General features: G+C 59.7%; 22 protein-coding genes and 3 tRNA genes. 3 read left to right on the top strand and 22 right to left on the bottom strand.

Annotation, left to right across the window (positions count from 1 at the left end; genetic code table 11):
* Positions 1-45 precede the first annotated feature (45 nt).
* Genes AC1D19_RS10865 through ptsP form a run of 3 tightly spaced genes read right to left on the bottom strand, consistent with a single transcriptional unit; the run spans position 46 to position 5,599 of the window.
* On the bottom strand, positions 46-1,785 hold the full coding sequence (locus AC1D19_RS10865; protein ID WP_477763193.1) for a PTS fructose-like transporter subunit IIB: 1,740 nt from the start codon (positions 1,783-1,785) through the stop codon (positions 46-48).
* A gap of 11 nt (positions 1,786-1,796) precedes the next feature.
* A complete protein-coding gene (gene pfkB, locus AC1D19_RS10860) occupies positions 1,797-2,738 on the bottom strand; it encodes a 1-phosphofructokinase (RefSeq protein ID WP_477763192.1) in 942 nt (313 codons plus the stop codon).
* Positions 2,738-5,599, bottom strand: coding sequence for a phosphoenolpyruvate--protein phosphotransferase (gene ptsP, locus AC1D19_RS10855; RefSeq protein ID WP_477763191.1), 2,862 nt, complete (start codon positions 5,597-5,599; stop codon positions 2,738-2,740). Before ptsP ends, pfkB begins: the two co-directional genes overlap by 1 nt.
* Before the next feature lie 289 nt (positions 5,600-5,888).
* Here ptsP and cra point away from each other — a divergent pair, with 289 nt between their 5' ends.
* Positions 5,889-6,884, top strand: a complete 996-nt coding sequence (gene cra / locus AC1D19_RS10850) for a catabolite repressor/activator (RefSeq protein WP_477763190.1) — start codon at positions 5,889-5,891, stop codon at positions 6,882-6,884.
* A gap of 3 nt (positions 6,885-6,887) precedes the next feature.
* The gene (locus tag AC1D19_RS10845) at positions 6,888-7,664 is read left to right on the top strand and encodes a TatD family hydrolase (RefSeq protein WP_477763189.1); all 777 of its coding nucleotides are present in this window, start codon (positions 6,888-6,890) and stop codon (positions 7,662-7,664) included.
* Here AC1D19_RS10845 and AC1D19_RS10840 read toward each other — a convergent pair whose 3' ends face one another.
* From AC1D19_RS10840 to ampD, 4 genes are all read right to left on the bottom strand, one after another.
* Positions 7,665-8,054: a hypothetical protein gene (locus AC1D19_RS10840; protein WP_477763188.1), complete on the bottom strand. Its 390-nt coding sequence runs from the start codon at positions 8,052-8,054 to the stop codon at positions 7,665-7,667.
* A 195-nt stretch (positions 8,055-8,249) separates the two neighbouring features.
* The gene (locus AC1D19_RS10835; RefSeq protein ID WP_477759873.1) at positions 8,250-8,954 is read right to left on the bottom strand and encodes a methyl-accepting chemotaxis protein; all 705 of its coding nucleotides are present in this window, start codon (positions 8,952-8,954) and stop codon (positions 8,250-8,252) included.
* A 1,523-nt stretch (positions 8,955-10,477) separates the two neighbouring features.
* Positions 10,478-11,314, bottom strand: a complete 837-nt coding sequence (ampE, locus tag AC1D19_RS10830) for a regulatory signaling modulator protein AmpE (protein WP_477763187.1) — start codon at positions 11,312-11,314, stop codon at positions 10,478-10,480.
* A complete protein-coding gene (ampD, locus tag AC1D19_RS10825; RefSeq protein WP_477763186.1) occupies positions 11,311-11,871 on the bottom strand; it encodes a 1,6-anhydro-N-acetylmuramyl-L-alanine amidase AmpD in 561 nt (186 codons plus the stop codon). Before ampD ends, ampE begins: the two co-directional genes overlap by 4 nt.
* A gap of 252 nt (positions 11,872-12,123) precedes the next feature.
* On the opposite strand from ampD, the gene nadC reads away from it, so the two are divergent.
* Positions 12,124-12,972 (top strand): carboxylating nicotinate-nucleotide diphosphorylase, encoded by an 849-nt coding sequence (gene nadC, locus AC1D19_RS10820; protein ID WP_477763185.1) that lies wholly within the window; start codon positions 12,124-12,126, stop codon positions 12,970-12,972.
* Between the two features lie 51 nt (positions 12,973-13,023).
* On the opposite strand, the gene AC1D19_RS10815 is transcribed toward nadC, so the two are convergent.
* The 15 genes from AC1D19_RS10815 to folP form a co-directional block, all read right to left on the bottom strand.
* Positions 13,024-13,329 (bottom strand): DUF6388 family protein, encoded by a 306-nt coding sequence (locus tag AC1D19_RS10815; RefSeq protein ID WP_223448135.1) that lies wholly within the window; start codon positions 13,327-13,329, stop codon positions 13,024-13,026.
* A 133-nt stretch (positions 13,330-13,462) separates the two neighbouring features.
* Positions 13,463-13,538, bottom strand: a tRNA-Thr gene (locus tag AC1D19_RS10810).
* A 138-nt stretch (positions 13,539-13,676) separates the two neighbouring features.
* Entirely contained in the window at positions 13,677-15,782 is a 2,106-nt protein-coding gene (gene pnp, locus AC1D19_RS10805; RefSeq protein WP_477763184.1) for a polyribonucleotide nucleotidyltransferase, read from the bottom strand.
* Between the two features lie 206 nt (positions 15,783-15,988).
* Positions 15,989-16,258, bottom strand: a complete 270-nt coding sequence (gene rpsO, locus AC1D19_RS10800; protein ID WP_347910535.1) for a 30S ribosomal protein S15 — start codon at positions 16,256-16,258, stop codon at positions 15,989-15,991.
* A 143-nt stretch (positions 16,259-16,401) separates the two neighbouring features.
* Positions 16,402-17,319, bottom strand: coding sequence for a tRNA pseudouridine(55) synthase TruB (gene truB, locus AC1D19_RS10795; RefSeq protein WP_046038714.1), 918 nt, complete (start codon positions 17,317-17,319; stop codon positions 16,402-16,404).
* Positions 17,320-17,322: 3 nt separating this feature from the next.
* On the bottom strand, positions 17,323-17,724 hold the full coding sequence (gene rbfA, locus AC1D19_RS10790) for a 30S ribosome-binding factor RbfA (RefSeq protein ID WP_007973108.1): 402 nt from the start codon (positions 17,722-17,724) through the stop codon (positions 17,323-17,325).
* Between the two features lie 159 nt (positions 17,725-17,883).
* Positions 17,884-20,409 (bottom strand): translation initiation factor IF-2, encoded by a 2,526-nt coding sequence (infB, locus tag AC1D19_RS10785; protein ID WP_477763183.1) that lies wholly within the window; start codon positions 20,407-20,409, stop codon positions 17,884-17,886.
* A 27-nt stretch (positions 20,410-20,436) separates the two neighbouring features.
* Positions 20,437-21,918, bottom strand: a complete 1,482-nt coding sequence (gene nusA, locus AC1D19_RS10780; protein ID WP_008057419.1) for a transcription termination factor NusA — start codon at positions 21,916-21,918, stop codon at positions 20,437-20,439.
* A gap of 59 nt (positions 21,919-21,977) precedes the next feature.
* Positions 21,978-22,436 carry a ribosome maturation factor RimP gene (gene rimP, locus AC1D19_RS10775; RefSeq protein WP_007973115.1) on the bottom strand — a complete coding sequence of 153 codons (459 nt, stop codon included), beginning with the start codon at positions 22,434-22,436 and terminating at the stop codon, positions 21,978-21,980.
* Between the two features lie 138 nt (positions 22,437-22,574).
* Positions 22,575-22,651: transfer RNA gene (locus tag AC1D19_RS10770), tRNA-Met, on the bottom strand.
* A gap of 97 nt (positions 22,652-22,748) precedes the next feature.
* Positions 22,749-22,834 (bottom strand) — tRNA-Leu (locus AC1D19_RS10765).
* A 22-nt stretch (positions 22,835-22,856) separates the two neighbouring features.
* Positions 22,857-23,240 (bottom strand): preprotein translocase subunit SecG, encoded by a 384-nt coding sequence (gene secG, locus AC1D19_RS10760; RefSeq protein WP_017336473.1) that lies wholly within the window; start codon positions 23,238-23,240, stop codon positions 22,857-22,859.
* A 4-nt stretch (positions 23,241-23,244) separates the two neighbouring features.
* On the bottom strand, positions 23,245-24,000 hold the full coding sequence (tpiA, locus tag AC1D19_RS10755) for a triose-phosphate isomerase (protein WP_477763182.1): 756 nt from the start codon (positions 23,998-24,000) through the stop codon (positions 23,245-23,247).
* 66 nt (positions 24,001-24,066) lie between these two features.
* Positions 24,067-25,404, bottom strand: coding sequence for a phosphoglucosamine mutase (gene glmM / locus AC1D19_RS10750; protein WP_477752813.1), 1,338 nt, complete (start codon positions 25,402-25,404; stop codon positions 24,067-24,069).
* A 16-nt stretch (positions 25,405-25,420) separates the two neighbouring features.
* Positions 25,421-26,272, bottom strand: coding sequence for a dihydropteroate synthase (folP, locus tag AC1D19_RS10745; protein WP_477763181.1), 852 nt, complete (start codon positions 26,270-26,272; stop codon positions 25,421-25,423).
* Between the last annotated feature and the right edge of the window lies 1 nt (position 26,273).

Below are 26,273 nucleotides of genomic sequence, written 5' to 3'. Positions count from 1 at the left end.
ACCCTGGCATGACACAGATCCCGCCAACACCACAGGGGACAGGTGTCAGGCGGTGACGGGTTCTACCGCCAACTCCACCGTCTCCGGCCGCTTGACCAGCGCATACGCCACCGCCGTCAACAGACTCCCTGCCACAATCGCCAACAAGTAAAGCAGCGCATGGTTGATCGCATTCGGGATCGCCAGCACGAACAACCCACCGTGGGGCGCCATCAGTTTGCAGCCGAAATACATCGACAGCGCACCAGTCAACGCACCGCCGGCGATGCTCGCCGGAATCACCCGCAACGGATCTTTCGCGGCAAACGGAATCGCCCCTTCGGAAATGAAGCACAGCCCCAGCACCAGCGCCGCTTTACCGGCCTCGCGTTCGGCCTGGGCGAACTTGCGCCGGGCAATGAACGTGGCGATGCCCAGGCCAATCGGCGGCACCATGCCGGCGGCCATGGTCGCCGCCATCGGCGCGTAACTCTGCGACGCCAGCAACCCCACCGAGAACGCATAGGCCGCCTTGTTGATCGGCCCGCCGAGGTCGACGCACATCATGCCGCCCAGCAACACACCCAGCAGGATCGCGTTGGTGGTGCCCATGCTGTCGAGGAAATGCGTGAGGCCGGCGAGCATGCCGGCCACAGGTTTGCCGACCACGTAGATCATCACCAGGCCGGTGAACAGACTCGCCACCAACGGGATGATCAGGATCGGTTTCAGCGCCTCAAGGCTCTGCGGCAAACGCGCATATTTATTGATCGCCCTGGCCGCATAACCGGCGAGGAAACCGGCAATGATCCCGCCGATGAAACCTGCGCCCAAAGTGCTCGCCAACAGACCGCCGATCATCCCCGGCGCGAGGCCCGGACGGTCGGCGATGGAATAGGCGATATAGCCTGCCAGCAGCGGCACCATCAGCTTGAATGCAGTGTCGCCACCGATCTGCATCAACGCCGCCGCCAGCGTGCCCTGCTCCTTGAATGCGGTGATGCCGAACACGAACGACAAGGCGATCATCAAGCCGCCGGCCACCACCATCGGCAACATGAACGACACGCCGGTCAGCAGGTGTTTATAGACACCGGTTTTCTCCTGTTTGACCGTTGTTTTGGCAGCGCCTGATGCGCTTTCCTGCCGGCCTTCGGCCAAGGCCTTTTTCAAAGTCGCTTCGGCTTGCTTGAGGGCAATGCCGGTGCCACAGCGATAGATTTTCTTGCCGGCAAAGCGCTCGGTGGCGACTTCGATATCGGCCGCCAGCAACACCACATCGGCCTCGGCAATCGCCGCTGCGCTCAGTGGATTGCGCGCACCGACCGAGCCCTGGGTTTCCACCTGCAGGTCATAGCCCAGGCGTTTGGCCGCTTGCTGCAAGGCCTCAGCGGCCATGAACGTATGAGCGACGCCGGTCGGGCACGCGGTGACGGCCACCAGTCGCGGCGTGTTTTGAGGTACCGTCACAGGTTCGACGACGGCTTCGTCAGCGGCGTAAACCTGTGCTTCCTGCGCTCCACGCCGCAGCACGGCTTCCACGTCTTGCAGGGCCTGGGCCGGGGTGCTCTGGAACACTCGCTTGCCAACAAACCGCGACATGTCCACTGGTGCGCTGGTCACCAGCAGCACCCACTCGGCCGCGTCGAGGGTGGCCGCCGACAGTTGCTTTTCGGGATGCGCGGTATCGGTGATTTCGACACTGGTGCTCCAGCCCTGACGCTGGGCCGCGGCATCGAGCAACCGGGCACACAGCACACTGGTGACCATGCCGTTCGGGCAGGCCGTAACGATGGCTAACTTCATGACAAACCCTCTTATTGTTCTGTCAGGGGACGCACGCGCACACCCTGTTCGAGCTGCGCCAGTTGCGCTGCATCGCCAATGCCGAATCCGATCTGGGTCACTGCCATCGCGGCAATCGCCGTGGCGGTGCGCAAGGTCTGCTCCGGCGTATCGGCACTGAGCAAACCGTGGAGCATCCCCGCCAGCAATGAGTCGCCCGCGCCCACCGTACTGGCGACACAGACCCTGGGCGGAGTGGCATGCAGTGCCGAACCGACGCTGAACCAGTTCACACCCTCGGCACCATGGGAAATCACCACATGCTCGATGCCCTGGGCGTGCAAGCGCTCCGCCGCCAAGGCCTGGGCACTGACCGAGACGACCTCGCAATCCAATACTTCGGCCAGCTCTTCAGTGTTGGGTTTGATGAGCCACGGTCCCGCTTTCAGCGCTGCACGCAACGCCTCGCCGCTGGTGTCGAGGGCGACGTTCAAGCCCAACTTCTTCAAGCGCAAAATCAACGCCTGCAACCACTGCGCACTGACGCCCAACGGCAAACTGCCGGCAACCACCACCGCATCATGGCCCGGGGCAATCTGCTCCAGTCGATCCATCAAGGCCTGCTGCGCCGCTTCGCTGACCTGCGGCCCCGGCCCGTTGATGTCGGTGATGCGGCCGTCGCTTTCCGCCAGTTTGATATTGCTGCGGGTTTCACCCGGAACGCGGATGAAGGCATCGACAAAACCGCGGTTGGCGAACAATGTTTCGAACGCTTGCAGGTTGTCCTCACCGAGAAAGCCACTGACGGTCAGCTGGTGACCGAGGTCCGCCAACACTTGCGCCACGTTCACGCCTTTACCGGCGGCGTGGGTGTGCATCACCTCGCTGCGGTTGACCTGGCCGGCTTCAAGGCGCGGCAACTGGACGGTCAGGTCCAGCGCCGGGTTAAGGGTCAAGGTAAGTATCCGGGCCATTACAGGGCCTCCACTAATGCGCGCACTTCATTGGCGCTGCCCACGGCCAGGGCCTGTCGGGCAAGGGTTTGAGTCTGAGTGAAGTCTAGTTCGCGAATCCGCGCCTTGACCTCGGCAATGCTGCGTGCCCCGACGCTGAGTTCATCCACCCCGAGGCCGACCAGCACCGGCACCGCCAGCGGGTCGGCCGCCAGCTCACCGCACACACCGACCCACTTACCGTGAGCATGGGCCGCGCGCACGGTGATGTCGATCAGTTGCAGCACCGCCGGATGCAAACCATCGGCCTGGGCCGACAGCGTCGGATGGCCACGGTCGATGGCCAGGGTGTATTGGGTCAGGTCGTTGGTACCGACACTGAAAAAGTCGACCTCTTTGGCCAGCACCGGCGCCAGCAATGCCGCCGATGGCACTTCGATCATGATCCCCAGTTGCAGGTCGGCGACCGGGATTTCCTGGCGCAGACGTTCGGTCATGTCACGGGCCTGGCGCCACTCGTCAACACTGCCCACCATCGGGAACATGATCCGCAGCGGCCGGTTGTCGGCCGCCCGCAGCAAGGCGCGCAATTGCGCTTCCATGATCTGCGGGCGCTGCAAGGTCAGGCGAATGCCACGCACGCCGAGGAAGGGGTTTTCTTCCTTCGCAATCGGCCAGTACGGCAGCGGTTTGTCGCCACCGACATCGAGAGTGCGCACCACCAGCGGCCGCCCGGCCAGACCGTCGAGGACGCGGCGGTACTCGACTTCCTGGGTCGCTTCGTCGGGCGCTTGCGAGTGGGCCATGAAAATCAGTTCGGTGCGCAACAGGCCAATGCCTTCGGCGCCCTGCTCCACCGCGCCGGTCACGCCAGCGCTTTCACCAATGTTGGCGAACACTTCTACGGCGTGGCCATCGGTGGTCAGCGCCGGTTGATGGCGCCGTTCAGCAGCCGCCTTCAAGCGTTGCTCGCGGGTATCGCGCTCGGCGGTGGCGCGCTGCAAGGTCGCCGCGTCGGCGTCCACATGCAGGCGACCCCGCTGGCCATCGAGCAGCAATGGCGTACCCGGCGCCAGCAGCAACACGCCGGGGCCGGCGCCGACCAGTGCCGGAATGCCCAAGGCCCGGGCAACAATCGCACTGTGCGCCGTAGCGCCACCCCGGGCGGTGAGAATCCCGGCCACGCGAGCCGGATCCAGACGCGCGACGTCGGACGGGCCAACCTCGTCCATCACCAGAATGTACGGTTGATCTGGTTCGCTCGGGGTTTCGATGCCACTGAGCTGCATCAGCACCCGGCGCCCGATGTCGCGCAAGTCGGCTGCGCGCTCGGCCAGCAAGGCATCCTGCAACGCTTCCTGCTGCCGGGCCGCCGCCTCAATCACAGCCATCCACGCCGCCTGGGCGCTTTCGCCCTGCTTGAGGCGCGCATCGACCTCATCGGTCAGTTCCGGGTCGTCGAGCATCTCTTGGTGGGTGATGAAGATTTCGCGGATGGCTTTGCTCTTGCTGCGCTCGATCAGGCCCTGAATGTCACGACGCACCTGCGCCAGGGCGTGCTGGAGACGCTCACGCTCGATGCCGGCGGACTCGCCGCGCAACGGGTAATCGATGGTTTGCAGCACTTGAATATGCGCCGGGCCGATGGCAATCCCCGGGGCGGCGGCAATCGCCTGGACCACGCTGCCTGACACCGGGGCGAGGACCACTTCGGCCATATCGGCAACGACTTCGCGTGCCTGGCTTACTGGCGGCAGCGGCTCGACTTCCTCACCGAGGCCTTCTTCGATGGCGGCCAACAAGGCCGGCAACGCATCAGCCGCGATGCCCGGTTCGGCAATGATTTCCAGAACCTGTCCCCGACGGGCGCCGAGGCTGAGCAACTTGCTCAAACTCTTTACCGACACCGCGCTGTCGTGACCATCGACAATGCGCACGCGGATGTCACCTTCAAAACTCTTTGCCAGTTGCGCGAGGATTTTCGCCGGCCGCGCATGCAAACCGTGGGCGTTGGCCAATGCAATTCGCGCGCTGGGCCAGTCGGCGGGCACTTCACCACCGAGCACTTCGAGGACTTTGCGGCTGCTGGTGGCGCGTCCCAACTCATGGCCACGCCCTTCGATCAACAACGCGCACAGGCGTTCGAGCAGCGCTTGATGGGCCTCACCAAGGCTGGCCAGGCAGAACAGTCCATTGAGTGGCTGGCCGAGATAGCGCAGCGGTTTGTCCGGGGTGACGAAGGCAAGGCCAGGGCGCTTCACCGTTTGCTCGCTGTGCAACCACCACAGGCCATCGCCCAGGGGCAGCGCTTCAACCTGCTGCAGCACGGCGGAGAAACCGTTGCTCACGCAGTCGGCCTGCCGCAACAGACGTGCGCCGCGCCAGACCAGCTCTTCGAAATCTTCGGCCGCCACACCCAGGCCGATCATCTGCGCATCCAGCGCCAGCTCCTGCGGCGCGCCTTGCAGCAACTTCAGCAATGCTTCGGCGGAACCGGCGCGACGCAGGGCCTGGCCCAGATCCGTCTCGCCGAGGGCGCGGGTCAGCAATTGCAACAGGCGCAGGTGTTCATCGGATTTGGCGGCGATACCGATCGCCAGGTAAACGATATGACCATCGCCCCAGTCCACGCCATCGGGGAACTGCATCAGGCGCACACCGGTGGTGAACACCAGGTCGCGGGTTTCGGGCGTACCGTGGGGGATGGCAATACCTTGACCGAGAAAGGTCGAGCCTTGGGCCTCCCGCGCCTGCAAACCGGCGAGATAGCCCTCGGCAACCAGGCCGTCGGCGACCAGATGCCGGGCCAGCAATTGCAGCGCTGCGGATTTATCCACAGCCGACTGGCCCATGGAAATCTGCTCTACAGTGAGCTCGAGCATGTGTTCTCCTTTTTGGCGCCTTGGGACGCCAGGTATTGTTTTGAATGAGCCAGCTCAGACGATTGGTCGTCATTTTGGCGGTTTCACGGCAGAACCGGCCAAAGGCGCCTCTAACGTAGAAAATACGCTTGCTGAAACGTTTAATCTAGAATGAATGGCACGTTACTCGATAATGTCCCATCCTTGAAGCTCAACTTGTCGGATGCGTTGCGACAATGGTCGCCTGCCTTAATCGGTTAGGATTGACGAAAATGTCGAGGCAATCTCGAAAAAACAAGGAAACAGCGGGTTGAAACTCAGTGATATCGCCCAGTTGGCCGGTGTGTCCGTCACCACCGCCAGCTATGTCATCAATGGCAAGGCCGAACAACAGCGCATCAGCAGCGCCACCGTCGAACGCGTGCGCGCAGTCGTCGAACTGCATGGCTTCACGCCTAACCCACAGGCCGCTGGCTTGCGCAGCCGACACACGCGCACATTGGGGTTCATTCTGCCGGATCTGGAAAACCCCAGTTACGCGCGAATCGCCAAATTGCTGGAACAAGGTGCGCGAGCCCGGGGCTATCAGTTGCTGATCGCCAGTTCCGACGATGCACCGGACAGCGAACGGCAATTGCTGCAACTGTTCCGCGCCCGGCGCTGCGACGCACTGATCGTTGCCAGTTGCCTGCCGACCGGCGACGACAGCTATCGCCAATTGCAGGCCAAGGGCCTTCCGATCATCGCCATCGACCGGGTCATGGAGCCCGAGCATTTCTGTTCGGTGATCAGCGACGACCGCGAGGCCAGCCTGCAACTGACCCGCAGCCTGCTGGAACCGCTGCCCAGGCACATCGCGCTGATCGGCGCCCGCCCAGAGCTGAGCATCAGCCGGGAACGTGCCGCTGGCTTCAAAGAGGCCCTCGTCGGGTTCAACGGGGAAGTGCTGATCGAAGAAGGCGAATCCTTCAGTCGCGAGTGCGGCAAACAATTGATGGACGAGTTGCTGCAGCGCCTGGGCCATTTACCCGATGCCCTGGTGACCACCTCCTACGTGCTGCTTCAGGGCGTGTTCGATGCGCTGCACGACTTCCCGCTGAGAAACCGCCCGCTACGCCTCGGCACGTTCGGCGATACCCAGTTACTGGACTTCCTGCCACTGCCGGTCAACGCCATGGCCCAGCAACATCAGCTGATCGCAGACAAGGTCCTCGCGCTGGCCCTGGCAGCCATCGAGCAGTCGGATTACCGGCCCGGCGTGCAAGCCATCCCGCGCACGTTCAAGCAGCGTATTCGCCAGGATTGAACCGTGGAGCTGATCGACACCCACACCCATCTGGATTTTCCGGACTTCGACGCCGACCGTCAGGCGCTGCTGGCCGAAAGCCGCGCCCTGGGGGTGCGGCGGATCGTGGTGCTGGGGGTTTATCAGGCCAACTGGCAGCGGGTCTGGGAGCTGGTGCAGAGTGATCCCGACCTGCACGCCGCGTTCGGATTGCACCCGGTGTACCTGGACGATCATCGACCGCAACACCTGAGCGAACTCGGTGACTGGCTGACCCGTCTGGCCGGCCATCGGCAACTGTGTGCGGTGGGCGAGATCGGCCTGGACTACTTCATCGAAACCCTGGACCGCGACCGTCAGCAGGCGTTGTTCGAGGCGCAATTGCAACTGGCGGTGGATTTCAATCTTCCGGCATTGATCCATGTGCGGCGTAGCCATGCGGCGGTGATTGCCACGCTCAAACGGTTTCGCCTGAAACGGGCCGGCATCATCCACGCCTTCGCCGGCAGCCAGGAAGAAGCGCGGGAATACATCAAGCTCGGTTTCAAACTCGGCCTTGGCGGCGCCCCGACCTGGCCGCAGGCGCTGCGCATGCACCGAGTGCTCGGCGGACTGCCACTGGATTCGGTGGTGCTGGAAACCGACTCGCCGGACATGGCCCCTGCCATGTTCCCCGGCCAGCGCAACAGTCCGGCACACTTGCCGGCGATCTGCACGGCACTGGCGCAATGGATGGCGATCAGCCCGGAACGACTGGCGGCTGCCAGCACCGCCAACAGCTGCGAAGTGTTCGGCTGGTAATCAGTCGACGTGAGCCCTGGCGGCTTCCAGGATCAGCGTCAGGTGCTGGCGCCGGCGGAAATAACGGACCACCGCGAAGTACACGAATATGACGATCAGCGAAGCATTCAGCTGTTCGATGACGCTGAGCATTCCCACCCACTCCATCACCAACGCCACCAGCAAAGCAGTGCAGACCATCACCCGCAAGCTGGCGCGCAACAGCGAAAAAGAGTCGAGCGACTTGAAGCGCCTGAACTGTTCCGGACAACGTAACTGAACGTGTTTCTGGCAGTGGGCACAGGCAAACGCCTCATTGATCGCAATGGCGTTGAGCTGCCAGGGTTGAAGCCGCAATGTGCGCTGACAATGCGCACAGCGTCCCTGGACTCCTGATGTTGCAACAGACATAACCAAGTTCCTCCATGAAGTAAGCCGCGTCACTCTTCCTTGATTGACATCCAAAATCCAGCGCGCGGAAAGAATCAGGAGCATTCTCACCTGGAAAAGGAAAAAGTATTACGAAACTTTCCGACAGTACACCAAAACGTGGGAGCGGGATCGCCGCCCGGAGCAAGCTCGCACACAGGGTTCCCGAGCAGTCTTTCAGACCCGGAATGCACTGATCAACTGTTTCAACTCCACGACCTGGGCCGACAACGCCCGGCTGGCATCTTCGGTCTGATGTGCACCTTCAGCGGTACGCTCGCCGGCGCGATTGATCTCGACGATGTTCTGGTCGATGTCGTGGGCTACGGCGGTTTGTTGCTCCACGGCGGCGGCAATCTGCTGGTTCTGGTCGACGATCATGCCGACCGCGCCCAGGATGTTTTCCAGCGCCCGCTGGACCTTCTCCGACTGCCCCACCGTGCCGTTGGCCATTTCATGGCTGGTGCCCATGGCCTTGACCGCCGCGCCGACACCGCCATGAAGCCTGGCGATCATCTGCTCGATTTCTTCGGTCGATTGCTGGGTTCGTTTGGCCAGGGTCCGGACTTCATCGGCTACCACGGCGAAACCACGGCCCTGCTCACCGGCCCGTGCGGCCTCGATGGCGGCATTGAGCGCCAGCAGGTTGGTCTGCTCGGCGATGCTCTTGATCACGTCGAGCACGCGGCTGATGGACTGGCTGTCGTTGGCCAGTTGATTGATCACCCGCACCGATTGATCGATCTCGCTGGCCAGCGCGGCAATGCTGCCTTGCTGCGACTCCACCAAGCCGCGACCACTGATGGTTTCGTCGTTGACACTGTGGGCACTGCTCACCGCCGCGGCGGCACTGCGCGCGACCTCCTGGGAAGTGGCCGACATCTGGTTCATCGCCGCGGCCACTTGCTCGATTTGCGTGCGCTGCCCGGCGACGGCCTGGTTGCTTTGCGCGGAAACATTTTCCACTTGCCCGGCCTGACGCTCGACTTCGCTGACGGTCTGCCCCACCCGCTCGATCAGGTCATGGATTTTTTTCACCGTGCCGTTGAACACCTCGCCCAGCTCCCCCAGTTCATCGCGGCTGTGGGCGCTGAAGGTCACGGTCATGTCGCCGGCCGCCACCTTGTCCATCACCGCCCCCAGGCGCTTGAGCGTGGTGCGGGTCGAGACATAGAAAGCGCCGTAGAGATAAAAGATCAATACAAATACGACTGACAACGCCACGGCCTGCAAGACCATGTGCGTACGGTTCTGGCCCAGGCGTTGCTGCAACTGCGGGCCCATATACTTCAGGGTCGCCTCGTTGAGTTGGTAGGTCTGGTCCATCAGGGCGCTGACCTGATCGTAAAAGCCCTGCCACGGCGCGTCGAGGGTATCGGCCATGACCACTTGTTCTTCAAACAGCTCGCTGGCTTTCTTCAAGGATGCCCGGCTGCTATCGGCCTGAGCGGCCAAGGTATCGCGTGCGGCTTTGCTGGAACCCAGGGCATCCTGCAGTTTCAGGCCATACTCGGCCTGGAGCTTTTCAATCTGCGCCAGCAATTCATCGAAACGGGTACTCGAAGCCGAGTTGATGAAACCCTGCCCCAACGAATAGGAACCCATTGCCCGACCTTCGCCCAGGATCTGGGTGACACGTGGCGTGACGAGGGTGACCAGCTCGCTCAACTGGCGCATGTCGCTCTGATTGTCGCGACTGAGGCCGGCCTGGCTGGTGATGAGCTGGCTGAAAATCTGCGCGCTGCCGACCAGTTTGCCAATCAGGGCACTTTTGCTTTGCAGGGAGTTTTCCGTTTGCTGGGCCTTGAACGCGGCGATCATTTCATCGCGTTTGCCATCAAACACCGCGACCTGCTCCGGGTCGCTGGTCATTGCCGTCAGCCCTTGCAGGCGAGTCAGAATATTCTGCTCAAGGGCGCTGATTTTCGATTCGACATTGCTGGCCTTGCCGGACTGGCCGAGGCTGACATCGATCTGCACCAGGTTGTTCAGGGTTTCCAGATCGCGCCGCAACGTCAGGCTGCTGCCCAACAGGTCGAGACTTTGCAGTTCGATGCGAGTGCCCTGGAACTCGCGGTAGGAGTCACGTACCAGATAGAAGTTGGTCACCAGCATCGGCACCAGGAACAGTACGCTGATCAGGCTGAACTTCATGCCGAAGCTCAGGCGGTTCATCAGTGCGACAGCGGGATAGAGCAAGCTCTTCACTGGATGTCTCCCTTCGATTTCTTATTTTTTTTATTGGCAGGCGCAGACGGGCGGCAGATAGCCACTATTCAGCGCTATCTCTGTATAACTTAAATCGGCAGGGGGTTTTGTAACTTAAGGTTAACGACAGGGCGAAGCACTTCGGACAAGTGATCGCCCTGTGGCGAGGGAGCTTGCTCTGATTTCTGACTACAGCGCTAAGGCAGGACCGTCCACAGCGCAAACCCGGCATACCAGAGCACTGCGGCACGCAGCAGCAGTTCCCAGATGCGGTCCAGGTTGTTGATACCTTCTGCGCCAGCCACCGGCGCCGGAATTTCACCGGCCACCAGCCCGACTTTCACGATCAATTGCGCGGCGCTGATGTTCCAGTTCAGCAGCTCATGCAGCATGACCCGGCTGACCGCGACAAAATTGCCGACCAATGCCAGGCTCGCCGCCAGCAGACGCACCGGCCCCCAGTCGAAGGCGTGACGCAGTTGCCCGGCGCGTTCGACCACCGCCGGGTTTTTTCCGTGTTCTTCGGCCAGCGCCAGCAACCGATAGCTCAGCGCGGCGACCGGACCCAACAGGAAGTACCAGAAAATCACCGCAAAAAAACTATGGTAGGCCTCCCACAGCAAATGCCCTTCGACCTGTTCCAGCAGTTGCTCGCCACTGTCGGCGCAAATGTCCAGATCGCGCTTGGCGACATGGGCTGCTGCTTGCAGGTCCTCCCGACGCCAGGCATCGCGGAACGGCCCGAGATCGCCCAGCAGATCACCGCGCCCCAGGCTGTAAATCACCACCAGCAAATGAATCGGCAACGCCAGCAACCCGTAGGCCACCGGCTCGATGATGACCAGCAGCAAACCCAGCAACGCCACCGGCAACAAGACCAGTACCGACAACACCAGCCAGGGCCGGCCCGAAAGTCGCGGGCTGGCCTCAAGCTTGTTCAGCTCCTGTGTCCAGCCACTGTCACGCTGAACCCGATGACGCAAGGCCGAGAACTTCTCGATCCACACCGCCAACAGCAACACCAGAAAACTCATCGTCCTTCCTCTTGTGCCAGGGCGGCACGATAGCGTGCCCAGTCGAACGCCGGCCCTGGATCGGTTTTGCGCCCCGGTGCAATGTCGCTGTGCCCGCAGATGCGCTCTGTGGTGATTGCCGTGAACGCCTGCTGCAACTGGCGGGTCAGGGCTGTCAACGCGCTGTATTGCGCGTCGGCGAACGGCTGATCATCCGTGCCTTCCAGTTCGATGCCCACGGAAAAATCGTTACAGGTTTCCCGTCCCTCGAAGCTCGAAACACCCGCATGCCAAGCACGCTCAAGGCATGAAACGAACTGGGTGACGGTACCGTCACGCTCAATCAGAAAGTGCGCGGACACCCGCAAATCCGCGATCCCTTCAAAATAGGGATGTTCGGTGACATCCAGACGATTCTGGAAAAACTCCTGCACCTTACCGGTGGCGAACTGCGCCGGTGGCAGGCTGATGTTGTGGATCACCAGCAGGGAAATTTCGCCTGTGGGGCGCGCATTGAAGTTGGGTGAGGGGCAGACATGCACACCCTGAATCCAACCGCTCGCGGGGTCCAACTGCATACATATTCCTTCGACATCGACTGAGTTGACACAGTATGCCGTGATAATCCCCCGGGGCGCGATCACTTGCCGCGATTGAGGCGCTGGAGGTTGCCGATCTCAAACTGGCGTTTGTTCGGAATCGACGGCCTACGCCGACAACGACAGGGATTCGACCAAATGCAGGCGCCAGCACCAATGTAACGCGCTGATGCCTTGGGTTGGTCGCTGCCATGGCCCTATAATCGAGCCACTTTGTTTGTGGAGTCCGTTATGCCGAATCTACGTCTCGCCGATCTGACCGCCGAAATCGAAGCCAACGTGCGCCGTGCGCTGCGCGAAGACATCGGCAGCGGCGACATCACCGCGCAGTTGATCCCGGCTGAACGCCTGGCCAAAGCCACCATCATTACCCGCGACGCGGCCGTCATCAGCGGCACCGCCTGGGTAGATGCCGTGTTTCGGCAACTGGATCCACGGGTGGCGGTGCACTGGCAGGTTGCCGACGGTGAACGGGTGACGCCCAACCAGGTGCTGTTCCACCTCGAAGGCCCTGCACGCTCACTGCTGACTGGCGAACGCAGCGCCCTGAACTTCCTGCAATTGCTCTCCGGCGTGGCGACCCGCGCGCAATACCTGGCGGACTTCGTGGCCGAGACTCAGGTCAAACTGCTCGACACTCGTAAAACGCTACCGGGGCTGCGCCTGGCGCAAAAGTACGCCGTGACCTGCGGCGGTTGCCATAACCACCGCATCGGCCTGTATGACGCCTTCCTGATCAAGGAAAACCACATCGCCGCCAGCGGCGGCATCGCCCAGGCCATCGCCGCCGCGCACAAGATTGCCCCGGGAAAACCGGTCGAGATTGAAGTGGAAAGCCTGGATGAACTGAAAGAAGCGCTGACGGCCGGTGCCGACATCATCATGCTCGACGAACTGAGCCTGGACGATATGCGCGAAGCCGTGCGCCTGAATGCCGGCAAGGCCAAACTGGAGGCCAGCGGCGGGATCAACGAAAGTACGTTGCTACCGATTGCCCGGACCGGGGTGGATTACATTTCGATTGGCGCGATGACCAAGGATGTGAAGGCTGTAGACCTTTCGATGCGCCTGAGCATCTGATCGCTCTTGTGCAATGAAAAACGCCAGCCCCATTGAGGCTGGCGTTTTTGTTCAAACCACCAGATTGTTCATCTCGCAGTACTCTTCCCACTCGACACCTAGCACCTCGGCCGCTTCTTTATGCAGCTTCAGGCGTTCTGTCTCGTACTCTTCTGGTGTCGAGGTGTATTTGAGGCTCAACTCCCACGGCTGCAAGCCCTGGGCTTCGGCTTCATCCTCAAACGCCCACTGAATCTGGTCCTTCTGATCATCGGCACTCAGGTCCTTGATCTCTTCCATCAGATCCGGCACATCCAGCACGTACTTTTTCAGTGCTTCTTCGTGTCTGGCTTCTTGGGTCAATTCTTTTATTGTCATGACGTTCTCGTTGATCTGGGGAATGGAAGATGGATATGGATCATCAAGGATCTCTCTGACGCAAAAAAACCGTATGAAGCGCGGTTTGTCTGGCCTTCAGAACCATTCGGGATCATCTGAAAACAAGTCTTGCTGGTGCCCGAGACAGGAATCGAACCTGCGACCTTCGCGTTACGAGTGCGCTGCTCTACCGGCTGAGCTACACGGGCGGTGGGCTAAACCTAGCACTGACTTCAGGGGCAGGCAACTTCTGGAACGTCTCAATTTCCTACAGACAAAAAAATGCCCCTTCGTTTTCACGGCGGGGCATTTTTTACAACGTTGAAGCGGTCAGGCGTGAGGCGCGATTAAACGCCCGAAGCCTTGGCTGCTGCCACGTCTTTGATGGACAGCTTGATACGGCCGCGGTTGTCCACGTCCAGTACCAGCACTTCCACTTCCTGGCCTTCTTTCAGGATGTCGGTCACTTTCTCGACGCGAGCGTCGCTCAGCATGGAGATGTGAACCAGACCGTCCTTGCCTGGCAGGATGTTGACGAATGCGCCGAAGTCGACGATGCGTTCAACCTTGCCCACGTAGATCTTGCCGATTTCGGCTTCAGCGGTGATGCCCAGAACGCGCTGACGAGCAGCTTCTGCCGCTTCCTTGGTTTCGCCGAAGATCTTGATCGAGCCGTCGTCTTCGATGTCGATCGAAGCCTTGGTCTCTTCGCAGATCGCACGAATGGTCGCGCCGCCTTTACCGATAACGTCACGGATCTTGTCGGTATCGATCTTCATCGCGATCATGGTCGGAGCGTTGGCCGACAGTTCGGTACGCGACTGGCCAATGATCTGGTTCATCTGGCCGAGGATGTTCAGGCGCGCTTCCAGGGCTTGGCCCAGAGCGATCTCCATGATTTCTTCGGTGATGCCCTTGATCTTGATGTCCATCTGCAGCGCGGTGACGCCTTTGGCGGTACCGGCTACCTTGAAGTCCATGTCGCCCAGGTGGTCTTCGTCACCCAGGATGTCGGTCAGGACGGCGAATTTCTCGCCTTCTTTAACCAGACCCATGGCGATACCGGCAACCGGCGCCTTCATCGGCACACCAGCGTCCATCAGGGCCAGGGAAGCGCCGCAAACGGAAGCCATCGAGCTCGAACCGTTGGATTCGGTGATTTCCGAAACCACGCGGATGGTGTACGGGAACACGTCAGCGGCAGGCAGCATGGCCGAAACCGAACGACGGGCCAGACGGCCGTGACCGATTTCACGACGACCAGCGCCACCCATGCGACCACACTCGCCCACCGAGAACGGAGGGAAGTTGTAGTGCAGCATGAACGGGTCTTTTTTCTCGCCTTCCAGGGTGTCCAGCAGCTGTGCGTCACGGGCGGTGCCCAGAGTCGCGACTACCAGGGCCTGGGTTTCACCACGGGTGAACAGGGCCGAACCGTGAGTCTTCGGCAGAACACCGACTTCGATGTTCAGCGGACGTACAGTCTTGGTGTCGCGCCCGTCGATACGTGGCTTGCCGTTAACGATGTTTTCGCGAACGGTGCGGTATTCGATTTCGCCGAAAGCGGCTTTGACTTCGCTGGAAGAAGGCTGGCCGTCTTCACCGGACAGCTTGGCAACGACCTGGTCCTTCAACTCGCCCAGGCGAGCGTAACGGTCGGCCTTGACGGTGATGGTGTAGGCCTGGGAGATCGCTTCGCCGAACTCGGCACGAATAGCGCCCAGCAGTTCGGTGGCTTCTGGCGCAGGAGCCCAGGTCCAGGTTGGCTTGGCAGCTTCGGCAGCCAGTTCTTTAACAGCGTTGATCACAACCTGGAACTCGTCGTGAGCAAACAGTACCGCGCCCAGCATCTGGTCTTCGGTCAGCTCTTTGGCTTCCGATTCAACCATCAGCACAGCGTCCGAAGTACCGGCAACGACCATGTCCAGGCTCGAAGCAGCCTGTTGCTCGTAAGTCGGGTTCAGCAGGTAGCCGGTGCTTTCGTGGAACGCAACGCGGGCAGCGCCGATCGGGCCATCGAAAGGAATGCCGGAGATCGCCAGGGCAGCCGAGGTACCGATCATCGCAGCGATGTCCGGATCGGTCTTCTTGCTGGTGGAAACGACGGTGCAGACAACCTGCACTTCGTTCATGAAGCCTTCCGGGAACAGCGGACGGATCGGACGGTCGATCAGTCGGGAAGTCAGGGTTTCTTTCTCGGAAGGACGGCCTTCGCGCTTGAAGAAACCGCCAGGGATCTTACCGGCAGCGTAAGTCTTTTCCTGGTAGTGAACAGACAGAGGGAAGAAGCCCTTGCCTGGATCGGCTTGTTTTGCACCGACTACGGTCACCAATACGCTGACGTCGTCGTCAACGGTGACCAATACTGCGCCGGAGGCCTGACGGGCGATACGGCCAGTCTCGAGGGTAACGGTCGACTGACCGAACTGGAATTTTTTGATTACCGGGTTCACGGTGTCCTACCTTCTTTGTGGCTCTTGGGGGAACTGGTTTCTTGCGAAATTCTTGGGCAACGCCGGGAATCGGCCCGACTGGTTTGTCCAGGTGTTACTCAGGCAAAGCAGGTATCCAGATAAAACTTGAGGCTGGGAGCCTGCCATGCACCGGCGGGAAACCCACTGGTGCACGACAGACAACCAACCTCTAGCGCAATCGCTTATTAGCGACGCAGACCCAGGCGACCGATCAGAGTCTGATAGCGACCCAGATCCTTGCCTTTCAGGTAGTCCAGCAGCTTACGACGCTGGTTAACCATGCGGATCAGACCACGACGGGAGTGGTGGTCTTTACCGTTGGCCTTGAAGTGACCTTGCAGCTTGTTGATGTTGGCGGTCAGCAGTGCAACTTGCACTTCTGGCGAACCGGTGTCACCAACAGCTTGCTGGTAGTCAGTTACGATTTGAGCTTTTTCTTGAACGTCGAGAGCCATGAGGCAATCCTTTTATCAGGAAACTGTTTCAGAAAAACAGTTTCAACAGGCCAGGGACAAATCCCTGTATCTAAAAATGAGTAGTGACCGTGCCTGTTGACAGCCACCCTCGCCAGCCTGCTTTGTCACAAGCTGGTTTCCGGTCATTCTGACCGAATCAGTCGACGAGGCGCGATGCGCCCGTCTTCGCTCACTTCACCGATACCGATGAAGCGACCATTGTGATCCTGTACCCGCACCATGCCGAACTTCGGAGCATCCGGGGCACGTACCGGCTGGCCGTTGAGCCAGTAGAACGCACTCGCTTCCGAGAACTGCAACAGTGGCCAATCCAGCAGGCCGCTGTCCGATGGCATCAGGAAGCGATCGACCGCTTCGTTGCCGCCTTCGGCATGTACCGCTTCCAGCTCTTCGAGGGTAACCGTCTGCGCCAAGGTGAATGGCCCGGCCTGGGTACGTCGCAGTTCTGCAACGTAAGCACCACAACCGAGTTGCTCACCGATATCCTCCACCAGGGTGCGGATATAGGTGCCTTTAGTGCAATCCACCGCCAGCCGCGCAGTATCACCTTCGAAGGCCAGCAATTCCAAGCGCGTAATAGTAACAGAACGCGGTTCGCGCTCCACTACTTCGCCTGCACGCGCCAGCTTGTACAGCGGCTGGCCATCACGCTTGAGCGCCGAGTACATCGGCGGTATCTGACTGATTTGCCCACGAAATTTCGGCAGTACCGCCTCGACATCGGGGCGACCAACGGTCACCGGGCGCTCCTGCAAAACTTCACCTTCGGCATCCGCCGTGGTGGTGGTCTTGCCCAGTTGCGCCAGGGTTTCATAACCCTTGTCGGAGTCGAGCAGGTATTGCGAGAACTTGGTGGCTTCGCCGAAGCACAGCGGCAACACGCCGGTGGCCAAGGGATCGAGACTGCCGGTATGACCGGCCTTTTCGGCGTTCAGCAACCAGCGAACCTTCTGCAAGGCCGCGTTGGAGGTGAACCCCAGCGGCTTGTCGAGAAGGATAATGCCGCTGACGTTACGACGGATACGTTTGACCTGAGCCACCGATTACTCCTTGGTGTCTTCGGCTTCTGCCGCAACCGGATGCTGATTGTCTTCAGCCACTGCGCGCTCGATCAATGCCGACAGATGCGCACCACGCACGACGCTTTCGTCGTAGTGGAAGTGCAGCTGTGGAACGCTGCGCAGCTTCATCTCGCGAGCCAGCTGCATGCGCAGGAAACCGGCGGCGGAGTTGAGCACCTTGATGCTTTGTGCGATTTCTTCGGCGCTGTCCTGCCCCATCACGGTGATGAAGATCTTGGCGTGACCGACGTCACGGCTGACTTCCACTGCGGTAATGGTGACCAGGCCGACGCGCGGGTCTTTGACTTCACGACGGATCAGTTGTGCCAGCTCACGCTGCATCTGATCGCCGATGCGTTGGGTACGGCTATATTCTTTTGCCATGTCTTGTTACCTGTTACTGCCCCACGGTGAAACCCGTGAGGTCTGAAAGCGGCAAACGCCCGGCCTGACAAAAGCCAGACCGGGCGTTGCGTTTAGAGTCCTGGTGACGAACTGCGCATTTGCATGCGACGACCCGTCACGGCTCCTGAAGTGCGCGAATTAGAGGCTGCGAGCAACCTGCACCTTCTCGAAGACTTCGATCTTGTCACCGACTTTAACGTCGTTGTAGCTCTTCACGCCGATACCGCATTCCATGCCGGCACGTACTTCGGAAGCGTCATCCTTGAAGCGGCGCAGGGATTCCAGCTCGCCTTCGAAGATAACGATGTCTTCACGCAGTACACGGATTGGACGGTTACGGTGCACAACACCTTCGATAACCATGCAACCGGCGATCGCGCCAAACTTCGGCGAACGGAACACGTCACGCACTTCGGCGATACCCAGGATGTTCTCGCGAACATCGCTGCCGAGCATACCGGTCAGGGCTTTCTTGACGTCTTCGATGATGTCGTAGATCACGTTGTAGTAACGCATGTCCAGACCTTCCTGCTCGACGATCTTGCGCGCGCCGGCATCGGCACGCACGTTGAAGCCGAACAGTACAGCGTTGGAGGCCAGTGCCAGGTTGGCATCGGATTCGGTGATACCACCGACGCCGCCACCGACCACGCGCACTTGCACTTCGTCGTTACCCAGGCCGTTCAAGGCACCGTTCAACGCTTCGAGCGAACCACGGACGTCGGATTTGAGGACGATGTTGAGCGTCTTCTTCTCTTCCTGACCCATGTTTTCGAAGATGTTTTCCAGCTTGCCGGCGTGAGCGCGAGCCAGTTTGACTTCGCGGAACTTGCCTTGACGGAACAGAGCCACTTCACGGGCTTTCTTCTCGTCGGCAACCACGCTCATCTCGTCGCCAGCATCCGGGGTACCGTCCAGGCCGAGGATCTCGACAGGGATGGCCGGACCGGCTTCCTTGATTGGCTTGCCGTTCTCGTCGAGCATGGCGCGAACGCGGCCATAGTTCGAACCGACCAGGACCATGTCGCCCTGACGCAGGGTACCGTCTTGAACCAGAACGGTAGCCACCGGGCCACGGCCCTTGTCCAGACGGGATTCAACCACGACGCCACGGCCAGGAGCCGACGGAGTTGCGGTCAGTTCCAGGACTTCGGCTTGCAGCAGAACAGCTTCGAGCAGTTCGTCGACGCCAGTACCCATCTTCGCCGAGACCGGTACGAACGGCGTGTCACCACCCCACTCTTCCGACGTCACGCCGTGAACCGACAATTCGCTACGGATGCGATCGAGATCGGCGCCCGGCTTGTCGATCTTGTTCACCGCGACGACCAGCGGAACACCCGCGGCCTTGGCATGCTGAACAGCTTCGATGGTCTGCGGCATCACGCCGTCGTCCGCCGCCACCACCAGGATCACGATGTCGGTCGCCTTGGCACCACGGGCACGCATTGCGGTAAACGCGGCGTGACCAGGGGTGTCGAGGAACGTCACCATGCCACGGTCGGTTTCAACGTGGTACGCACCGATGTGCTGGGTGATACCGCCGGCTTCGCCAGCAGCTACCTTGGCACGACGGATGTAGTCGAGCAGGGAAGTCTTACCGTGGTCAACGTGGCCCATTACGGTCACGACTGGTGCACGGGAAACTGCCTCGCCTTCAAACTTCAGGGACTCGGCCAGGGAATCTTCCAGGGCGGTGTCGCTGACCAGGGTCACTTTGTGGCCCAGCTCTTCGGCAACCAGTTGAGCAGTTTCCTGATCCAGTACCTGGTTGATGGTCGCTGGAGTACCCAGTTTGAACATGAACTTGATGATTTCAGCAGCCTTCACCGACATCTGCTGGGCGAGATCGCCAACAGTGATGGTCTCGCCGATCTTCACTTCGCGCACGACAGGGCCGGTCGGGCTCTGGAAACCGTGGGCGTTGCGCTTCTTCAGCTTGGCCTTGCCACGACCACCACGACGGAAGCCATCGCTTTCTTCGTCGGTAGTACGTGGGGCGACGCGTGGAGCCGGCGCCTTTTCCTTGACCGAAGCACGATGCGGAGCGTTTTTGCGCTCGCCATCGCCGCTACCGCGACGACTGTTGTCGTCGGCACGTGGCTTGTCCGGACGACGCTGTTCGTCACGCTTGCGGGTATCGGCCGCAGGAGCTGGAGCGGCTGCCACAACCGGTGCGCTTTCGCGAACTGGCTCGGCCACCACAGCAGGCGCTGCAACAGGTACGGCTTGAGCGGTCGGCGCAGCAGCAGGCTGGCGACGCGCTTCTTCTTCGGCGCGACGCTTGGCTTCTTCTTCAGCCTTCTGACGAGCAGCATTTTCTACTGCGCGACGTTCATCCAGTTCACGCTTGCGCTCGGCTTCGATTTCTTCCGGGCTGCGCTGTACGAAGACTTTCTTCTTGCGTACTTCAACGCTGATGCTTTTGCTGCCAGCAACACGCAGGGTGCTGGTGGTTTTACGCTGCAGCGTAATCTTGCGTGGTTCTTCCACTTTCGCCTTGTGGCTGCTTTTCAAGTGAGTCAGCAACGATTGCTTCTCACTGTCAGTCACATGTTCTTCGGCGGCGGTGTGCGGCAGACCTGCCTCACGCATCTGCTGCAACAGGCGCTCTACCGGTGTTTTGACCTCATCGGCCAGTTGTTTCACCGTGACTTGCGTCATGCACTTCTCTCCTCAGGCCGCGCCTAATTACTCGAACCAGTGGGCTCGGGCGGCCATGATCAACTTGCCGGCACGATCATCGTCAATGCCGTCGATGTCGAGCAGGTCGTCAATAGACTGCTCGGCCAGGTCTTCGCGGGTAATTACGCCGCGCACCGCCAGTTCCATCGCCAAATCCTTGTCCATACCCTCAAGCGAGAGCAGGTCTTCGGCCGGATGGGCGTCTGCCAGCTTTTCCTCAGTAGCGATGGCTTTAGTCAACAAGCGATCCTTGGCCCGAGCGCGAAGCTCGTTGACGGTGTCTTCGTCAAAGCCGTCGATGTTGAGCATTTCTTCCAACGGTACGTAGGCAATCTCTTCCAGGCTGGTAAAGCCTTCGTCCACCAGCACCTGCGCCAGATCTTCGTCGACTTCCAGCTCGTCGATGAAGTTGCGCAGGATGTCGCCGGTTTCTGCTTGCTGTTTAGCCTGGATGTCCGATTCGGTCATCACGTTCAGGGTCCAGCCAGTCAACTGGCTAGCCAGACGCACGTTCTGACCACCGCGACCGATGGCCTGAGCCAGATTGTCTGCGCCAACGGCGATGTCCATTGCGTGGGCATCTTCGTCAACGATAATTGCCGCAACCTCGGCCGGGGACATGGCGTTGATCACGAACTGAGCCGGGTTGTCGTCCCACAGAACGATGTCAACACGCTCACCGCCCAACTCACCCGACACTGCCTGGACGCGCGAACCGCGCATACCGATGCAAGCGCCCTGCGGGTCGATGCGTTTGTCCTTGGAGCGAACGGCGATCTTGGCGCGCGAACCCGGATCACGGGACGCAGCCATCACTTCGATCAGGCCTTCGGCAATTTCCGGCACTTCGATGCGGAACAACTCGATCAGCATTTCCGGCGCGGTGCGCGACAGGATCAACTGCGGGCCGCGGTTCTCGGTGCGGATTTCCTTGAGCAGCGCACGCAGACGCACGCCAACCCGGAAAGTTTCGCGAGAAATGATGTCTTCACGAGCCAGCAACGCTTCAGCGTTGTTACCCAGATCAACGATCACGTTGTCGCGGGTGACTTTTTTCACGGTGCCGGAGATGATTTCACCCAGGCGCTCGCGGTAAGCGTCAACCACCTGAGCGCGCTCGGCTTCGCGAACTTTCTGCACAATGACTTGCTTGGCAGTTTGTGCAGCAATGCGGCCGAACTCGATGGATTCGATTTTCTCTTCTACGACATCACCGACCTTGGCGCCAGGATGCGTTTCGGCAACCTTGCTCGGCCAGGTTTCGATGGCCGGATCGTCCAGGTCTGCTTCTTCGACGACCGTCCAGCGACGGAATGTCTCGTATGCACCCGTGTGGCGATTGATTTCCACACGCAGATCAACTTCGTCTTCGAAACGCTTTTTGGTAGCAGTGGCCAGAGCCAGCTCCAGCGCTTCAAAAATAACGTTTGCCGGTACGCCCTTTTCATTGGATACCGACTCAACAACCAGCAGTACTTCTTTGCTCATCGTACGCCTCGCCTTTCGCAAGCCATTGGATCCGCGGGATCCGCAGTATCTGGCACGCCTCAGTCAAAACTGGGAATAATGTTGGCCTTGTCGATCATATCGATCGGCAACAGGAACTCATGGTCTTCTACCTGCACCACGACATCCTGCTCTTCTACGCCGCGCAGAAGGCCCTGAAAGTTGCGTCGTCCTTCAAAAGGCGAGCGCAGCTTGATCTTCACTTGTTCACCGGCAAATTTTGCAAACTGCTCAAGAGTGAACAGCGGGCGTTCCATGCCAGGCGAGGAAACTTCAAGGGTGTATTCAACGGAAATTGGATCTTCAACATCCAGCACACCGCTGATCTGACGGCTGACGATGGCGCAATCGTCCACCAGCACGCCGCCTTCTTTATCGATATAAACGCGCAACATCGAGTGACGACCCTGAGCCGAAAACTCGATACCCCAGCATTCATAGCCTAGGGCCACGACCACCGGGGCCAGCAAGGCCTGCAACTCTTCTAGCTTGCTCGACACCTGAACCCCCTAGTGCATGTATGTGCATGCTATGCAAAATAAAAAAATGGGCGAAACGCCCATCCTTGAAACGCCGTCGAACAGCGGCGTTGAAAGTGTCCAGCTAACAAAAAGCCCCTTAAAAGGGGCTCCTTAAACTGGTTGCGGGGGCCGGATTTGAACCGACGACCTTCGGGTTATGAGCCCGACGAGCTACCAGACTGCTCCACCCCGCGACAAAGCTGGGGCGGAAGTATACGACCGATCCCCTACAGGGTCAATGTAACCTTCCACCTGCAAGAAAGCCCGCAACAGCGGGCTCTCCTGACTAATTGGTACCGAGAAGGGGACTCGAACCCCTACACCCTATGGGCACAACCACCTCAAGGTTGCGTGTCTACCAATTCCACCACCTCGGCAATACTACGTTTGGAACCCTTCTTACTTCTGCTCTTGAGCTGGAGGCACGTCAGTCGCTGGGGTAGCCGACTTTTGCTCTTGAAGCACCGGGACATCATCAGAAGCCGGTTGTTGCTTTGGAACTTCCAGTACCGCTGGATTTGGGAGACCTACTTGAGTCAGCTGGTGAGCCTTCTCTTTAGCAAAGTAACCTAACCCCAAGCTGGTTATGAAAAAACCTGCGGCAAGTATAGCAGTAAACTTACTAAGAAAGGTAGAGGAACCTTGGCTTCCGAACACAGTATTTGAAGCACCTGCTCCGAAAGACGCGCCAGCATCCGCACCTTTACCCTGCTGCAGCAAAACCAGAGCTACTACGCCCAATGCACCCAGCAGATGAAAAACGACTACGACTGTTTCCAGCATTTTTTCAGTTTCCCGCGGCGCGACAAATCGCACCGAACTCATCTGCATTCAGGGAAGCCCCACCAATGAGACCCCCATCGATATCCGGCATGCCGAACAGTTCGACCGCATTGGCCGCCTTCACGCTGCCGCCGTATAGAAGCCGCACACCTTGTGCGACCTCAGAATTCTCTGCCGCCAACTGGGCGCGAATGGCTGCGTGCACATCCTGCGCCTGTTGTGGCGTTGCAGTCAGCCCGGTGCCAATGGCCCAGACCGGCTCGTAAGCGATCACTGCCTTGGCAAAGACACCGACACCCAGCTCCTCGATGATACTGCCCAGCTGACGCGAGACAACCTCAAGAGTCTTTCCGGCTTCACGCTGTTCAAGGGTTTCCCCTATGCACAACACCGGAATCAAGCCACATGCCTGTGCCGCTGCGAACTTGCGGATCAGCATTCCGTCCTGCTCACCCATGATCTGGCGGCGCTCGGAGTGCCCGACAAGCACCAGGGAACAACCTGCATCCACTAACTGACTCGGTGCAACTTCACCGGTCAACGCACCTTGTCCGGATTCCACCGCAGAATTCTGCGCGCCGACCGAAATCGACTTTCCTTCCAGGCCATCAATCACTTGATTGATATGCAGGCAAGGCGGGAATACCGCAACATCAATATCGCTCGGCAAGGCCAAGTCACGAAGGCCGTTGATCAGCTCAGCGACGCTGGCGCGGGTACCGTGCATCTTCCAGTTACCAGCTACCATAGGGCGACGCATGCTGTACCTCGTCGGTCAAAGTGGGCGCAGATGTTACCCAACACAATCATGGCTGGCAAGCCGAATTCAGGCAGAAACTTCAGTAACCAGTTTTGCCAGCTCTTCGGCATAGCCACGAACCTGCGTTTCGTCTTCGCCTTCGACCATCACACGCACCAGCGGTTCGGTTCCGGACTTGCGCAACAGCACGCGCCCCCGACCCGCCATGGCCTTGGTCACACGCTCGCTGGCTTCCTTGACCGACGGATGGTCGAGTGGGTTTGCGCCGCCACCGAATCGCACATTGATCAGCACCTGAGGGCATTTGCGCAGCGCCTGACGCGCTTCAGCCAAACCTTGCGCACGGGCTTTCAACGCCTTCAGCACCTGCAACGCGGCGATAATCGCATCACCAGTGGTGGTGTAATTGAAGCAAACGATATGACCCGAATTTTCGCCACCGACCAGCCAGTTACGCTCCAGCAGATCAGCAATTACATAACGATCACCAACATTGGCGCGGACAAATGGAATCCCCAGGTCGGCCAAGGCCAACTCCAGTCCCAGGTTGCTCATCAGTGTACCGACTACACCACCTTGCAGCTTGTCTCGCTCATGCAGGTCGCGAGCAATGATGAACAGCAACTCATCACCATCGACGATGGCCCCCGTGTGATCCACCATCAACACCCGGTCGCCATCACCATCGAAGGCGATACCCAGATCGGCGTGTTCAGCCAGCACAGCGGCCTGCAGTTGCCCCATATGGGTCGAGCCGCAGTTGTCATTGATATTCAAACCGTTGGGCTGCGCGGACAAGACCACGACTTCGGCACCCAACTCACGAAACACACTCGGCGCCACTTTATAGGTCGCACCATGGGCGCAGTCGATCACAATCTTGAGGCCGGTAAAGCTGGTACCGGTCGGCACACTGCTCTTGCAGAATTCGATATACCGACCCGACGCGTCATTGATTCGCGACACCTTGCCGATCTTGCTCGACTCAACCACAGTCATTGGGGTATCGAGCAGCTCTTCGATCATGTGCTCGACCTCATCCGGCAGCTTGGTGCCATTGCCGGAGAAGAACTTGATGCCATTGTCATCATGCGGATTGTGCGACGCACTGATCACGATGCCAGCTTCGGCATGAAAGGTACGCGTCAGGTAGGCAATCGCCGGGGTCGGCATAGGCCCAAGGAGCATCACATCAGCACCCGCGGAGGTAAGCCCCGCTTCAAGCGCAGACTCGAACATGTAGCCGGAGATCCGGGTGTCCTTACCTACCAATACCTTGCAGGCGCCCATCTTGCGGAACGCCATACCTGCAGCCCAGCCGAGCTTGAGCATGAAATCAGGAGTAATCGGGTACTCACCGACACGCCCACGAATACCATCGGTGCCAAAATATTTTTTGCTCATAAGTGCTCCATCATTCTTATTCGGCTGATTCCACTGCGGCGATCATCCGCACCACATCCATTGTTTCGGCTACATCATGGACGCGCAATATACGCGCACCTTTCGCCGAAGCCAGCGCCGCGAGCGCCAAACCACCATACAGCCGGTCTCCCACCGGACGATTCAACGCCTGACCAATCATGCTCTTTCGCGAAACCCCGACCAACAGGGGGCGCCCCAAGGCATGCAGGGCTTCCATATGTTTGAACAAACTCAGATTGTGCTGCAAGGTTTTGGCGAAGCCAAAGCCGGGGTCAAGAATGATCCGCTCAGCCGCAATTCCCACCAATGAACACTCATGCATGCGTTCGGCGAGAAACTCACCGACTTCCCTTGTAACGTCCTGATACTGCGGATTGTCCTGCATATCGCCTGGCTCTCCAAGCATATGCATCAGGCAAACCGGTAACCCGGTGGCCGCCGCAGCATCCAGGGCACCATCGCGACGCAACGAACGTACGTCATTGATCAGCCCGGCACCCAGGCGCGCAGTTTCACGCATGACCGCTGGCGTGGAGGTGTCGACCGAGATGATGACGTCCAGTTCGCGACTGATGCGCTCGACAATGGGCGCTACGCGCTCCAGCTCTTCCAGCGGCGACACCGCCCTGGCACCAGGACGGGTGGATTCGCCACCGACATCGATCAGCGTCGCGCCGGCCACAACCATGGCTTCGGCGTGGCGCATGGCCGCGTCGAGCTGGCTGTATTGACCACCATCGGAGAAAGAATCAGGAGTGACATTGAGAATGCCCATGACATGCGTCTGGGCCAAATCAAGAACCCGGTTGCCGCAAGGCAACCGGGTCGAGGACTGAACAGAAGTCATT

The organism is Pseudomonas sp. P1_C12 (assembly GCF_056406435.1).
The sequence above is the reverse complement of the archived record's forward strand: the minus strand, read 5'-3'. Positions and strand labels throughout refer to the sequence as shown.